The organism is Paenibacillus endophyticus (assembly GCF_014192395.1).
GTDB classification, from domain to species: domain Bacteria; phylum Bacillota; class Bacilli; order Paenibacillales; family Paenibacillaceae; genus Pristimantibacillus; species Pristimantibacillus endophyticus.
In genome coordinates this window covers 1-14,516 of the sequence record NZ_JACHXW010000026.1, presented here as the reverse complement: position 1 = coordinate 14,516, position 14,516 = coordinate 1, and the positions used below count along the sequence as shown (strand labels likewise).

Sequence of the window (14,516 nt, the reverse complement as noted above, 5' to 3'; positions counted from 1 at the left end):
GCAAAGGATCCCTTCCTAAGCACCGCCATTCCTATTTGCAACCTTGACTAAGGCTTATTTTTTCAGCTCGCTCGGAGCCACGCCCCAAAATTTGCGAAACACTTTGGCAAAGTAGCTAATGTCCTGGTATCCCACGGCGGCAGACGCGTCGTACACCTTGGCGTCCGCGAGCAGCAGCTGCTTCGCTTTCTCCATACGCCTCGCCAGAACGTAACTCGTGTACGCTTCTCCCGTCTCCCGCTTGAACAGGCGGCTCAGATACGAAGAATTCACGTACATGCGCTCCGCCAGTGTATGGAGGGTCAAATCGCTTTCCAAATTCCGGTCCACCGTCTCAACAATCAGCTTCACAAGCTTATGGCTGGAGCGCTTCTTCTCGTTCGCCATATAGGCTGCGATATTCAGATTCACCCGCTTGGCCCATTGCACGATCTGGTCCTTGGACACGAGCGTATCCAGCGCCAGAAAATGCCTGTAGTCGTTTTTCAGCACTCGCTGCACGGACCATCCCTGCGTCTGAATCATGCGGGTGAACACGCCGCTCAAATACAGCAGGTGTTCGTAGATGAGCTCGGAGGAATCCGCGCTCGCGTACGCCTTCTCCGCGTAGCCGTCAATTAAGGCATCCGCTTTCTCCCTCTCGCCAGTATGGACGGCTATTTCCAGTTGCCGTTCAAAATCTGTATCGAGCAGAATCGCCCCTCCGTTTCTCGAAGTTTCCAAATGTGGGATTGCGATGCCGTTGCCGTAGACAGCCCGCTCCTGAAGCGCTTGACAAGCCTGTTGATAGGAGCGCGGCACGCTCGCGAAGTCCCCCGCGCTGCCCAATCCGGCGCTCGCCGTCAGCTTCAAGCATTCCTTCACGATGTTAAGGAGCCTCGTTAGCCTAACATTGACTCGATTGGTCAGGTCGCTGACGCTTTCCTCTTCTCGGTTCACGAACAGGAGGACGAGCGAGCCATTAGCATCGTTAAAAACCGTAGCTTCTTCGGGCGGCAATGCTTCATTGGAAATACTCTCCAGCGAAAACTGCAGCAAAGGCAAGTCCGCGGCCGCGAAACGCGTCTCGTCTTCAGACAGCGGATCGATCACGCAAACCGCCACCGCATACGTCGCATGCTCCGGAAGCTCCATCCGCAATTCCGCCGAGTTTCTGCGCAGCTCCCAATCCGCGTACCGGTTCGTCACCCAACCGCGCAGGAAATCCTCCCGCAACTGCGGCAACCGAATGCTCCACATCCTCTGGAGCTCGCTTAAATCGTGTTTCTCGGTCAACTCGCGCCGAATGTCTTCCGCAACCTCGGCTGTTGGCATGATGATCGAAACCGCACTCATTTCATTTCTCCTCGCTATGTTTATCTCACTTTTAAATTTTTTTCCAGCAGTACGATATCGGAATTCCCGCATTCATCAACGAAGTATTGAATTTTCGGAGAGTAATTATAGGTCAGGCATTTGATATTCAAATAATGAGCGCATACGGCAACATGCAATCTGGAAGTGAGGATGAGGTCGGCTTTCGCAATCAGCTGATATTTTTCCAGATAATCCTTGGTTGTGTGATGGTTAACCGGGATTGAAGGTTCTAGGCTGTTCAGTATTTCGACGAACTTCATTCCGACTCTATTGTCCTGCCATGAATCCATGTCCATAATCGTAATCTGTTCCAACTGATGCTCGCGATAAAACTCCAAGCAATAACGGGCAATTATTTCGAAGTTATCTCAGGTCGTGTCCTTGCTGTACGCTCTCAGATTTCTCCAAGCCAGCAGCAGACTTTTCTTGTTGTCTTGATTCAACCGCTGTCTTTGGCGGCTTTCTACTAATGTCATAGTGCTTTTGTTGGCCGCTTCTTCCATTCTTTCTACCTTCTTTTTATTGAAGAAGGTATATTGACTTGCCTGTTTGAACGATGTATCGTCCCGCAATCCAACGTATGACGATAGATTGATCAACGCCATCGTTTTCAGCTTTCGGCTGAGTTGATTTAATGCGCCTATGCCCACGCTGTAGTAGCCGATTTTCTTTCCCCTTAGCATGGCACGGATCATGAAATCAAAAAATCCGTCTCCTTCTTCGTCCGTGAAGCAAGTACCTCCGCCCCATATGACTAAATTGTGTCGCGGGAAAATTCGTGGAATAACTTCAAATTTTCTTTCTTGAACTTTCTGCCAAGCAGCTTGCCCACCTTTATCTCGGGGTCGATCCAGTTTATTTCTCCAAACCCGACAATATTGATCTTAACGTTAGCTTCTTCTAAAATTATAATAATGGATTCAGCATCATATCATTACCAAAGTTATTCGCACCATGATATCCAATAATTGTAACTTGTTTCATTCTTTTCAATAGATTTCCGAAGCGTTCAGGCATCAATCGATGACCTACTTCCTACGATTAAGTGGGATGACTTGCAGCAGCGTCCGCCACCTACGGGAGAAGCGCTATCTCTTCCGAATGGGCGGCTGACGCACCTCAATATTTTTCTATATCTTGTTTTAGTGTAGAAGAGGTGTACGTGAATTAGCAGTAGACAATCCTTTTATTTCTGGTTATATTCGACACAATTTTCCTTAAAAACCAAAGAATACACCAACTAGGAAGATCGCATTTTGGCTACTTGCACTGGTGACGTTGGAAATGAAGGTCGCGTTAGTGCTGTCGTCATCAGAATCAACCTTTATCAACAACATTTAAAATAATTAAACACTTTAAATTGTAATGGATTCCATAACAATCCATAAGGCGATTTATATTACTTCTATCGGTAATCTCATGACTTTCAAGCCGCCTATAGGCATGGAAAAGCTGTCGATGATTTCATCGACAGCTCAGTATGAGAAAACTTATACATTTCATTAAATCAAGAGACCGTCGCCTAAGGCGCCTCCGCCCCCCATACCTCTACCTCGAACAATCGGGCCATGTTGTCGTTCTTGCTGCCTTTGGTTATATACCACCGCAGCTTGTCGGTCGTCACGGCGGGGAACGTCAAGTTGTTATACCCCCCATTGAAATAATCGCTGGTATTGCCGGCGACGCTAGCCGCGGTCTGCCACGCCGAGCCGTCCCAATATTGAATCTGGAAGTCCGCGAGCTGCTGCCCTCCATAGCTGAGGAAGCCGCTCCACACCTTAACGGCGTTAATGGTCTGTGGAGCGTCCCACTCCAGTTCAAGCCACTGCGGGGCCGTCAGGCCGGATGCCGAAATCCACCGGCTGGCGTTGGTCTTGAGGCCGTCCGTCGCCAACTCCTTCGCGTTGCTCAGGTGCGTGGAGCTTGCCGTCAACGCGGCAAGCGGAGCGATATTGCTCATAGTCGGCGGAGCGGACAGAATCGTGACGATCAGGTCTCCGGATACGCCGGATCCGTCGTTCGCCGTTGCCGTCGCTTTCACGCTACCAATTGTAGCTTGAGTCGCGAGCAAGCCGTTCTGATCAATGGTAGCGAGCGAAGTCGGGCTGCCATTAACATCGGTCACCGTCCATGTCACGGTCTTGTCCGTGGCGTTCGCCGGCAACACGGAAGCCGTTAGTTGCAGCGTGCCGTTAATCGGCAAGCTTGCCGCGCCGTTTGCGCCAGCCACCGCGATGGAGGCGGCCGGAACCGGATCCACCTCTGTGGCGACGCCGTACGCCTCGAGCTCGAACAGCCTTGCGATGTTATCGTGCCCGCTGCCTGTCGTAATCCACATGCGCAGCTTATTCGTGACGATCGCCGGGAAGGTCAGCTCGTTGTATTGATCATATCTGCCGTCCTGCGCATTGTCCGTCACCGTCGCGGCCGTCTGCCAAGCCATTCCGTCCCAATATTGGATGGCGAAATCGGTAATTTGGCGGTCGTTCAAGCTTCTGAAGCCGCTATACACGTTGACTTGGTCGATTTCGTAATAAGAATCCCAAGCCACCTCTACCCAATGGGGACCGGCTGCCGTTGTGTTCGAGATCCAGCGGCTGGCATCCTGATTCTTGATGCCGTCGATGACGAGCGATGGCGGGAAACTACCGTTCTCGTGGCTGGAGCTCGCAGTCGCGGTCGCCAGCGGAGCGACATTGCCCGGCTTCGGCGGCAGCACTTCCACGGCGACCGTATCAGTCAACGAGCCATCCTCTGTCGTCACGGTAATGACGGCCGTGCCTTCTTCGTTGGCGGTCACGTAGCCGCCCGCGTCCACTTGCGCGACGGCTGGATTGCTTGAATTCCATGCGACCGCTTTGTTGCCCGCTTCGATCGGTTCGACCGTTGCCGACAGCACTGCGGTTTCGCCGACATGAACGCTCAATTCGGACGCATCCAGAGAGACGCCGGTAACCGAAGGCGGGTTGGTCGCGTCCGCCGGCGTGATATGGAAGTAATCGAACGATGCCGTCAGTCCCGTTCCCGCGCAGACGATAAATCCGATTTTCGGCTCCGCAAGATCGGCCGTCTGCGTCGTCCATACTTGCGTATAGGAGATGCCGTCAGCCGAATAATAGCCGCTATAGCTATTGCCTTGCTTTACGATACGTAAGTAAGCCACTTCCGAATCGATCGTGTCGGCTACCTCCGCATGCTGGCGGACGGCGTCGATCTGCTTCGTGAACTGCAGTTGGTTGCCGCTGCCGAACAGCCGCGTCAGCCGCAGGTACGATTGGTCGTTCTCGTAGACGATTAGGCCGCCTTGCGACCATTGGGACGTCGGCTTGCCGACCATCCGCGTATCGATCGTCCAGTCGCCTTCCGGCGCGCCGGTAAGCAAAATATTTTTGGCGGTCGCCTGGCCGTCCACGATATCGCCGGATTCGCCGGCAATCGTCATGTAGCCTGCGCGATCGTCCAGCGACCACTTGGCGTTATTCTCGCGAATAAAGTTCCATTGGTCGTCAAGCTCGGCGGCATTGAAGTTGTCGCTGTCGCCTTCCACGAAAACGGGCGGCGGCACGACGATCGCCGGCGCGGAGCCAGGCACTTCGCCGTATTCGATGAGCGACAGATCGTCGAAGTAGACCTCGCCGGCAGCGACGCTTTTGTACAGATAAATCGTGGCGCTCGTATTCGTCGCCCCCGTGCGGAAGACGATGTCCTTATACCCGTAAGCCGTGCTATTCACATGAACGTCCTGGAACGTCTCGCCGTAGTTTTTGACGCCCAACACGGCGGATCCACCGCCGACGCCCTTCCCGTAACCCGACAAAATGTACATCGTGTTCGGTTCCAGTCCTGATAGCTGCTGCTCCATCCCGGAGCCCGCGTTCGCGAGCTTGGCCGCGTAAGCGCCGGAGCGCATGCCGGAGCTCGCGATTTCCGCGCCGTTGTAATGGAAGCCCCAGCCCGTGAAGTCTCCGCTCTCGAAGCCTGCATTCGCTAGCAGGTTCGCGTCCTCCGGCGACGGCGGCAGCGGAGGCAGGTTGGCCGGATCAAGGCCGGGCCCTTCGTACGCGCCGATGTTCGGACTTGCCGTTGCCGACACGGCGTTACCCCAATAATCGAGCCCTCCGTTGCCCGGGATGACCCGTCCCGCGCCTATGGCAGGGGAGCCTTGCAGCAGCAGGTAGCCGTCAACCGTGTCCCGGCCGATCGTCGCCGAGCCCGGAGACGTTAGGAGCGGATCGGCCATAATTGCGTTCGCGTCCATCGCGACTACGTTCGCCGGATGGTTGCCGTAGAACAAGTTGCTGTCGAACACGTTGTTCGTGCTCTGCCCGAACGAATATCCGCCCGTGCCGAGGTTGACCAGCACGTTGTTGTAGAAATAAGTATCCGTTGCATAGCCGCCCCATTCGCCGCTGCCGACCACGCGCGTCGTCGCATGTTCGGGCAGGTAGACGGTGTTGTTGTGAATGAGCGTATTCTCGACCGGCCCGCCGATCGTGAAGACCGTATGCTTGTCGTTCTGGCTGATGTTATAGCGGATGATCGTATCCCTGTTGAAATTGGCGCTATTCGTGCCGTCGTTGATCGCGAGCACGAAGCCTCCCGCGTTGTTATGGCTGTAATTGTACTGAATGATCGTCCCCATGCTGTTGAAATCCGAATCGTACGCCATGGCGTCGCCGCCCGGATACGTGTTGAATACCTCGTTGTATTGAATGACCGCATCCTGCGTGCCCCAAGTCCAGAGAGGCACGTGGTACCCGCCGGCCCGCTTGTGCGTGTCAAACACGACGTTGTTCTGGATGATGCCGTCCATCGTATTGAGCAATACCGCTCCGTCCGCCGAAATATCGTAAATCATGTTGTTCTCGATCTTGTTGCCCGACGAGAAGTTGCGCGTCGCCCCGTTTAAGTAGACGCCTACGCTGTCCAGCGAATAAATTTTGTTGTTGCGCACGACGACGTCGGATACGGCGTAATTCCAGGCCGGTCCCCAGACGATGATGCCGCCGCTATGCCATCCGCCGCCCTGCTGTCCCTTCACGCTGTGGATCTCCAAATATTCGAACACGAAGTGTTTGTACTCCCTCATGTTGCTCCAGTCGTTACCGCTGTCGCCGGACACGTGGATGCCCCGGCGCTGTCCCGGCAGCTCGGCGAAGTTCGTGATCTCCAGGTTTCGGACTTCCCAATACTCCTGGTTGTAGAAGTAAATCGCCGCGTCGGCGCCGTCCCCCGCGATCAGAGGCTTCTCCCCTTCGCCATATTTGTCGATGACGATGGGCTCTCCGTCGCTGCCCGAGCCTTGTGGGCTCAGCATGCCGGACCAAGCGCCGCCGGCCTTGAACAGGATGGCATCGCCAGGCTGGAACGAATTCGCGTTCACCTTGTCGAGCGTTTGCCAAGCCTCTTCCGGGCTCGTGCCCGCGTTCTCGTCGCTGCCTTCCAGATCGTCGACGTAATAGACCGTTCCCGTCGCCGCCACAGCCTCGCCGCTAATGCCCGTCGAGTTAGAAGATTCTCCAGCCGCCGCGGAAGCCGCCATTGGCGTAATCATCGCAACCAGCATGGTCCATATCAGCGCCAGCACGGCCAGCCTTGAATGAAGCTTATTCATGATTCCCATTATTCTCATCCTCTCCGTTACTCCAATGTGATTCCTTCGTAAAGCCTGCCTATCGTGACGATCCGCGCTTCCTTCGTCAGCTTGTCGACGTATTCGGAGTACGCCGTTTCCAGAGCATGCTGCCGCACCTTGTCTTTGCTTTCCTCAAAGCCCGCGTAACCGCCTGCCTCGCTGCCGATGACGACGGCCAGCATGTATCGTCCGTTCGCCTCGTCGTCGAGAATCGACCCGACGGTGCCGGGCTTCGGCGCATCGGCAAGCAGCTCGTACAATGGCGGAAGCGTTTTGTAGTAATAACGCGCCGATGCCGCATCAAAGCGCTCTTCTGCCGCATGCAGCACGGAAGTCTCTCCCGCTTTCGCGGTTTCTTTGCCCAGCTCGTCGAACAGGGGGCCCGCCGCTTCGCCCGCAGCCAGACGAGCGCGTATTTCGCCGAGCGCGGATGCCGCTTCACGCTTCCGTTCCCCATCCTCTACGCCGTCTATCCGATACGGGGCGGATATGGCATAGAACCGCGTTTCGCCTTCCAGTCGGAACAGCTCCTCCTTTATTTCCTCGTAATGCCGTTTCAAACGATCCTCCGTCATCGCCAGCACCGTCTCGGCGAGCTTGCCCTTCAACTCGATCGTCATCCGTCCGATATAAAAGTCGGCGAAATCGCTCCAATCGAATCGAGTCGGACCGTACACCGGAAGCCCTGCCGCAAGCGCCTTTGCCCGCCTGGCGTTCTCCCGCTCCATCTCCAGCAGAAGCCCCTCGTACGAAGCATCCTCAATGATGCCATGCCGCTCGGCCAGCTGAAGCTGTACCTTCATGCGCGCCACCGAATCGAGCGCCCTCCGCTTGACGGTCTCCAACGGCGTAATGCCATCGTATTCTCGCTGCCAGAACGTTTCGTCGACAACGGCTTTATGATCGCGCTTGAACTGCTCGATGACGCCTGACCGCTCCCGTCCCAGCACCCATCGGAATTCCTCCTCCGTCACTGGCTCCCCTTCTATCTCGGCAACGACGGCTTGCTCCGGCCTTGCGTCCGTGCGTCCGACGAACCATGCGACGCAAGCGAGCAGAATCAGCAACCCTCCGAGAAAGTAGGCCGTTGCCAATACGACAGCCGACTTCCGCTTTTCGCCAACCATCATTTCCCTTCCCTCCTTTCAAACCCGGATGCATATAAGAAAAGGTGAACGATGCCGCTGCCCCATTGCCAGCGATCGTCCACCTTTGATTGTAAACGCTTACCTAATTGGCCGATAGAGGACAGTCATGACCACAATCAGTAGATTCATGACTTTTTTGCCCCCTATGGCTTCCGGGCGAGGATCGTCTCCCCCGGGTGAAACACTCCCCGCAGCCTCACTTGCTCATATGGCAGCAGAGGATTCGCGATTCTGCGCAGCATGAGCTCCGCCGCGCGCTCGCCCGCCTCGCGAACGAGCAGGAGCGGCCTTGACGTGCCTTCGTAACGGGGATGTGCTTCGTTCTCCATGCCGACCAAGGAAATATCCTTCGGAATGCTCAGTTTCAAGAATCCCGAGGCCACGTACACCCATTCGGCCACGCCGGGAATGGCGGCTATAACGGCCGTATAGCGGCCGGAGCTGAGCTTGGAGCCGAGCTGCTCCATCCATGCCGAGCGATCGGAGGCGCTGCCCGTCACATGCTCGGCGGGATTCGCCAAATTCGGCAGCCCCAGACGATCCGCTGCCGCCGCAAACGCGCTCCAACGCAAGCGGAACCCTCTTAGCCGACTGATTTCCCCTATATACAAAATGTCGCGATGTCCCGCCCGGTACAGCTCTTCCATGGATAGATGGATGGCGAATTCCACGTCCCAGATGACGCTGTCGACCGCCGTAACGTCCGGCGGGTAATTGATGAGTACCTTGGGCATCGGAAGCTCCAGCAGAACGGCCTCCATCCACTCCGGGACGACCGCCGTCAGGAAAAGCCCGTCCGCGAAGGACAGTCCGTTGTTGTCCAGCCAATGCCGGAGCTCGTCCACGCCGTCGATCTCGGCGGGCACTAGCAGCGGATAGAGCGAATGCCCCAGTTCGTTCAGGCGGACGCGCACCCCCTCGAGCTGCATCTGGTGAAAATCGGAGTCGCCGACGATCAGCATCGCGAACCTCCTGGGCTTCGCCCCCGCCCAAGGAATACGTTCCGCTGCGACGCCCGCCTCCTGTTCCTTCGTCCGGTACCCCAGCTCGCGCGCAAGATCCGCGACCGCCTTGCGCGTCGTCTCGGACATGCCGGGCAAACCCCGCAGCGCCTTGGATACGGTATGAATCGTCAAACCTAGCTCGTCCGCAATCGTCTGCAGGGTCACTTTTTTCCTCATAGACATGATTGCTCCTCCTTGCACATTTAACCTGTACTAATTGTAACAAAAATGAAACTATAAAACAGGTTTTATTTCACCTACAATTAAAACCAAGAAGAACAAATTGAGGATGGGAGACGATCATTATGTCAAATCGCGAAATAAAGCTGGAGCGCAACATCCCCGTATTCGACGATGCCGACGTCATTATAGTCGGAGGAGGGCCTGCGGGAACGGCGGCGGCGATTAGCGCCGCGCGCAGCGGGCAGAAAACGATTTTGCTGGAGCAGTCGGGACAACTCGGAGGCATGGGAACGCTAGGCAACGTAAGCGTATTCATGGGCGTCGGCAACGTGACGGGCATCTACCGGGAGTTTATCTCGGAATTTCTGCCGGAAGCGCTGCCGAGCTCTCATCACGAGTCGATCTGGCCGCAATACTCGCCGTTCGAGCTTCGCCATTATTTGAACGGCAAGCTCGAGAAGGAAGGCGTCGAAGTTTATTACCACGTCAGCTTCGTTTCCTCCATTATGGAGGATAACCGGGTCGTCGGCGTCGTGGCTAACACGCGGGAAGGGCTCCGCGCGTTCGGTGGCCGTGTCGTGATCGACTGCACGGGAGATGCCAGGGTCGCGCAGGATTCCGGCGTGCCTACCAGGGCCGGACGCGACGATGACGGACTGACCCAGCCGATGACGCTCATGTTCATGATGCAGGACACTGGCAAGCCGGTCCGCCAAAAGCTACCGGAAGACTGTTACAAATACGACTCCATCCCCGACCTTCCGCAAGGCCGCCATCTGTACTGGGGAGGCATGGGGGACGGCACGCTGCTCGTCAACATGACGCGCGTAAAGGGCAACGGGGCCAAGATCAAAGACATTAACTACGCGGAAAAGGAATCGCTCCGGCAAGCGCTGTCCGTCGCCAATTACTTGCAGCGGACGAACCATCCAAACCATATTCTGTCCCATGTTCCGGGTCAGGTCGGCGTCAGGGAAACGAACCAGATCGAAGGCCGCTACACGCTGACAGAAGACGATCTGACGAGCGGTCGCCGCTTCGAGGACGTAGTCGCTCAGACCAACTACGAGATCGACATCCACAATCCGACCGGAGGAACGAACACCGACGAGCGGAAGCTGGACGGCTACGATATACCGTACCGCTGCATGTTGCCTCAGAACGTAGAAGGCTTGATCGTCGCCGGTCGCAGCATCTCGGCCACGCACGTCGCCATGTCTTCAATGCGCGTGCAGGCGACTTGCTACGCTCTCGGCCAGGCGGCGGGCGTCGCCGCCGCCATTGCCATCGAGTCGAATGTACCCGTATCGGACATTTCCACCACGGCGCTCCATGAGCGTCTCGCCGGGCAAGGCGTCGTCTTCGTGAACAAAGTCTTGGCCCAATAGGGGCAGACGATCAACAGCTAGACTTTGAACCTCGGCCAAAGCAAGCAGCCCGCGAGCAAAAAGCCGTCCGATCGCTGATCGGACGGCTCAGGCTAAAAAAAACCCACCATTTTTTTGGTCAAGCCCCATTTTTGTAGACATTGAAAAAAGCCCTAGACTGAAAGCTGACATCGGTACTCTACCGGCGTCAGCTTATTTACTTGACTCTTGCAAACTAGCCAATCAGACCAGAAAACAGACACACTGGTTGTGTTAGCAGTCGAATGGGCGCTATGAGATCATCTTCAGATCTCGCAATATGCGAACAGCGTTTTCTTTTGTGAATGCCTGCAGGGCAGATGGTTCGATTCGATTGGACCGCAGCAATGACATGGAAACCTCGAGCGTTGCAAGCATTAAGTAAATCGCGACTCGTATACCAGCTGTCTGCAAGCACATAGATGCGATTAGCTTCGTCTGTCGGGAAGGCTTCAATTATCGCCAAGGCTAATTCGTTTTTGCTTTTGAAAGATCGGTTCGAATAAAAGGAACTCGGTTATATCCTTCCATCTTCGGTAAAAGTTCTATTAGCATGCCTTCACTTACTTTTGCCACTAGGAGATCAGCTTTAGTTATCGAAGGCGATAATCAGTCTTATATCTGATGGATTTTTTCTGCTATATAGACGATTAACGACCTCCATAAACGTTTTACCACACTCTGCATAATCGACGAACTCCATGATTTTCTCACCGTTCATGGTCTCATCCTCGTAATGAAACACCTGGTTCCAATTAAATGCAAGCAATTCTTCAGCCGTAAACCACGTTGTCGTATGATATTCACTATTTCTGATTTGCAATCGTTATCCTTAAAAACCATATCGCTCCGATCTACATCCCAAATTGGATATTTTTTTCGGGATAGAGAATAGCCCAGTCGCTTTTAGTCCATTTATCTATTGATATCCATTCTCCAGTTCGGTTAGTTTCATGAATGCCGCTGCGATACACTTCTTGTTCAAAAAAATGTGAATATCCGTCCCCATTTATTCCTTTCCTTCAAATCTTGATTTTATTTATTGTGCCATATACAGGAAATAAACTTCCCTATATCCACGCTAAACTGCCAGTTAGCGTAATGAAGCAGCCGATTATTGTAGTCAGCTGCTTCCGTGTTTTTATTGAGCTATCGTTCCCCGTTAGCTTGGAAACTACACTCGATCGTTATTATTGGTCGGCGGACGTGGTGAAACGGTGAAGGCTGTCTCTCGGATTATCTCCCCAATGGTTTGGCTTTTCCTGCTTATCGTTTTGGTTGACTAAAAAACGAGGAGCGATAACAACCGCCCCTCGCTAATGCGTTGATTACTTTACAAATACCCACTCCCAGACTTCGCCATCCTCATCATCCAAGACCGTACCTTGCCGTACAAATCCATTCTTGTTCAGGATGGCCGTAGAAGGATTATGTTGAGGCAGCGTACGGGCGGTGACAATAACCTTCGGATCAGTTGCCAATGCGATTTCCACTAGACCGGCGCACATGAGCGTACCGTAACCATTTCTCTCATGTTCAGGGAAGGTGAAGTACCCGATTTCAACTTTATCTTTCGTTGGACTTCCTTTAAAGGAACATACGCCGACAACGTTTGAATGCGATAAGGCCAAGTAGCCAATCCATGGCGGATTAAAGCCTACCTTGTTGTAATACTCGATTTGACTTTGTAAAACCATTGAATATTTCGGGTCATCGCCGAGACCTAGAGCTGCGGATGTTTCAACCATGTTAATCGCTTGGAGTTTAATTTTCAACGTGGATTCCCCCGAGATTTATTTTGTTGAGGTATCCTCCACTGAATTCTCCTAAATGGAGGATACTTAGTTAGCGACTAAGTAATCGGCTCCATACACCATATTTCATCTCTCCTAAAATTAGATGTTATTAGCTTATCACTGTTATCATTAATTAACAATATCAGAGGCTACCGGGCGTGCGCGGAGCAGGCTTGTCACAAGATCCGCGGATACCTGGATGAATCGCATACGGATAATCAAAAGCCGTCCGCTTCTTCAGCACTGCTCTGCCGTTTTTCTAGGGCATAGTAGGGACGCCAACTTTGGAATTATTCTACCCAATAGCTCGACGACGAGCGGCGGCCATCGAAATGGCCAGTGCCGCTGTGTCTTAATTGAACTATCGTTTCCCGTTAGGAACGTAATGTCGATGCTTATAGGTTTAGAACGATAATGAGCTGTCCCCATCATAGGGGTCCAAATCCTGAGATAGTCGAATCATATCCCTACATTGTACGCCGTTCTCAAAAATCTCCTCTGAGTAATGTCTGACAAAAAAGTCTATATCAACGCCAACGATTCTAAAACCACATTTTCGATATAAGGCTAACTGTCCAATGCTTGAATTTCCTGTCCCGATTTTCAATGATTTTATATCCTTTTGACGCCGCTGTTCTCATTGCATGCAACACCAACCAACCCTCTGCCTTGCACTTTTTCCTTTACCGCAACATTCACCAATTCAATCGTTTCGTAAAAGTACATAAGTCCCAACAATTTGATTGTCATTTTCAGCTATAAAACATTCCCCTCGTTTTACATATTCCTCAACAAGTTTTAGAGAAGGGTCTGCTGATAACAACAATTCCATTGGATAATTTTCTTTTGACCTAAATACTTTGATTTTCATTTTATCTCCTTTAGACCGTTCGGCTTATAAAGCCAGCGCTACTCGTAAACGACCTGAAACACTTCACAGAAAACAGGCATTTGATATGAAAATATATGTCCGGTGCGGAGGCATTCCCTTGTAAAGTAGGCTTCATGCGCCTTTCTCCAGTAAGCCAAACTTAAGTCGCCTTCTCCTTCCTTTCTTACAAACTCTTCATTCACCTCAACGAAAGGCATAATATGGGTCTGAAGTGACCGGATTATAAATCTTGCCGTTCCTTCCCAATCTGTAACAATGCTGTAATCCCCTGCTTGTGGTATCGGAAGTCTGTCATGCTCAAAAAACCAGGGTGAATACGCTGTCGCAGTTTTTTTTCTCTCCAATACTAAGCGCATCAACTCTTCGCACAACTCTTTTGTATCCCCAAAGCGAAATACAAATTGATAGGATACAGGTAAGTCATCCTTATCCTTAAAATTAGATGAAAACCGCTTCCACAACTGCTCTATAGACGGATCGTACGTCATATCTTCACCCCGTTGCTTAAAGATTTCTTCATTTTAAAATTCCAGGTTTTTGTACCGTTACGTTCAACAATTTGTGATTTTACAACCTTGAATCCTCTTTTCTCAAATAACGGTCTCGCAGTTATGTTAGCATCGGTGTCAATCTTTACAAGAGATATTTTGTTTGCCCAAGATTCAATTTGCTCCTGCGTGTAATCTTTTTTATTTATGGAATGTACCGTTTCGTAAAATAAAGTGATGATCTGGCCCATATCGGCCTCTATGAATTTCCTAACGATCATAATAATTCCCCTTTGAGATTTGATTGTGACATTGTTTTATTTTTAACAATGAATCTAAGGATATTCGTCGAGCGATTACGTTATCCTGCCCGTTAGCATTCCTGTAGAGCGTTAATTATCAGCTTTGCAAAAAAATGAGCGCCTCGGTACGATGGAACTACGCAACGGGTCATAGCCCTAAAAATTCCATCATCCAGGAGGACGCTCTACTATGAAGTTTAAATCGCAAGCAAGACAAAATCAACTCATTGAAAAAATTACTGCTCAGCATCTCGTCGTTGGGATTGACATCGCCCAGCAAACGCATGTCGCACGTGCGGTTAACTT

Annotated in this window: 11 protein-coding genes and 3 pseudogenes; 1 reads left to right on the top strand and 13 read right to left on the bottom strand. The window is 52.5% G+C overall.

What is annotated here, in order from left to right; all coding sequences use genetic code 11:
- Positions 1-54 precede the first annotated feature (54 nt).
- The 7 genes and pseudogenes from FHS16_RS27640 to FHS16_RS32735 all read right to left on the bottom strand — a co-directional run.
- On the bottom strand, positions 55-1,335 hold the full coding sequence (locus tag FHS16_RS27640) for a helix-turn-helix domain-containing protein (RefSeq protein WP_183570339.1): 1,281 nt from the start codon (positions 1,333-1,335) through the stop codon (positions 55-57).
- Positions 1,336-1,355: 20 nt separating this feature from the next.
- Positions 1,356-1,670, bottom strand: a complete 315-nt coding sequence (locus FHS16_RS27635; RefSeq protein ID WP_183570337.1) for a polysaccharide pyruvyl transferase family protein — start codon at positions 1,668-1,670, stop codon at positions 1,356-1,358.
- Between the two features lie 54 nt (positions 1,671-1,724).
- Positions 1,725-2,132 carry a polysaccharide pyruvyl transferase family protein gene (locus FHS16_RS27630; protein WP_376769709.1) on the bottom strand — a complete coding sequence of 136 codons (408 nt, stop codon included), beginning with the start codon at positions 2,130-2,132 and terminating at the stop codon, positions 1,725-1,727.
- A gap of 746 nt (positions 2,133-2,878) precedes the next feature.
- A complete protein-coding gene (locus FHS16_RS27625) occupies positions 2,879-6,979 on the bottom strand; it encodes an Ig-like domain-containing protein (protein ID WP_183570333.1) in 4,101 nt (1,366 codons plus the stop codon).
- Between the two features lie 17 nt (positions 6,980-6,996).
- Positions 6,997-8,121, bottom strand: coding sequence for a hypothetical protein (locus tag FHS16_RS27620; RefSeq protein ID WP_183570331.1), 1,125 nt, complete (start codon positions 8,119-8,121; stop codon positions 6,997-6,999).
- A 161-nt stretch (positions 8,122-8,282) separates the two neighbouring features.
- A complete protein-coding gene (locus tag FHS16_RS32040) occupies positions 8,283-8,984 on the bottom strand; it encodes a substrate-binding domain-containing protein (protein WP_312891104.1) in 702 nt (233 codons plus the stop codon).
- A 198-nt stretch (positions 8,985-9,182) separates the two neighbouring features.
- Positions 9,183-9,320: pseudogene (locus tag FHS16_RS32735) on the bottom strand (LacI family transcriptional regulator); the annotation flags it as partial.
- A gap of 128 nt (positions 9,321-9,448) precedes the next feature.
- Between FHS16_RS32735 and FHS16_RS27610 the strand changes: the two are divergent.
- Positions 9,449-10,714 carry an FAD-dependent oxidoreductase gene (locus FHS16_RS27610; RefSeq protein ID WP_183570327.1) on the top strand — a complete coding sequence of 422 codons (1,266 nt, stop codon included), beginning with the start codon at positions 9,449-9,451 and terminating at the stop codon, positions 10,712-10,714.
- A gap of 214 nt (positions 10,715-10,928) precedes the next feature.
- Here FHS16_RS27610 and FHS16_RS32730 read toward each other — a convergent pair.
- The 6 genes and pseudogenes from FHS16_RS32730 to FHS16_RS27580 all read right to left on the bottom strand — a co-directional run.
- A pseudogene (locus tag FHS16_RS32730) lies at positions 10,929-11,213 on the bottom strand (transposase); the annotation flags it as partial.
- A 108-nt stretch (positions 11,214-11,321) separates the two neighbouring features.
- Positions 11,322-11,555, bottom strand: a complete 234-nt coding sequence (locus tag FHS16_RS27600; protein ID WP_183570323.1) for a hypothetical protein — start codon at positions 11,553-11,555, stop codon at positions 11,322-11,324.
- Between the two features lie 505 nt (positions 11,556-12,060).
- The gene (locus FHS16_RS27595; RefSeq protein WP_183570321.1) at positions 12,061-12,507 is read right to left on the bottom strand and encodes a GNAT family N-acetyltransferase; all 447 of its coding nucleotides are present in this window, start codon (positions 12,505-12,507) and stop codon (positions 12,061-12,063) included.
- Positions 12,508-12,931: 424 nt separating this feature from the next.
- A pseudogene (locus FHS16_RS27590) lies at positions 12,932-13,399 on the bottom strand (GNAT family N-acetyltransferase).
- 38 nt (positions 13,400-13,437) lie between these two features.
- Positions 13,438-13,908, bottom strand: a complete 471-nt coding sequence (locus FHS16_RS27585; protein WP_183570319.1) for an ASCH domain-containing protein — start codon at positions 13,906-13,908, stop codon at positions 13,438-13,440.
- Entirely contained in the window at positions 13,905-14,189 is a 285-nt protein-coding gene (locus FHS16_RS27580) for a GNAT family protein (RefSeq protein ID WP_183570317.1), read from the bottom strand. Before FHS16_RS27580 ends, FHS16_RS27585 begins: the two co-directional genes overlap by 4 nt.
- Positions 14,190-14,516 lie beyond the last annotated feature (327 nt).

Coding starts and splice junctions, on each gene's coding strand:
- FHS16_RS27640 (WP_183570339.1), bottom strand. CDS start 1,335: ATGAGTGCGGTTTCGATCATCATGCCAACAGCCGAGGTTGCGGAAGAC.
- FHS16_RS27625 (WP_183570333.1), bottom strand. CDS start 6,979: ATGGGAATCATGAATAAGCTTCATTCAAGGCTGGCCGTGCTGGCGCTG.
- FHS16_RS27620 (WP_183570331.1), bottom strand. CDS start 8,121: ATGATGGTTGGCGAAAAGCGGAAGTCGGCTGTCGTATTGGCAACGGCC.
- FHS16_RS27610 (WP_183570327.1), top strand. CDS start 9,449: ATGTCAAATCGCGAAATAAAGCTGGAGCGCAACATCCCCGTATTCGAC.
- FHS16_RS27585 (WP_183570319.1), bottom strand. CDS start 13,908: ATGACGTACGATCCGTCTATAGAGCAGTTGTGGAAGCGGTTTTCATCT.
- FHS16_RS27580 (WP_183570317.1), bottom strand. CDS start 14,189: ATGATCGTTAGGAAATTCATAGAGGCCGATATGGGCCAGATCATCACT.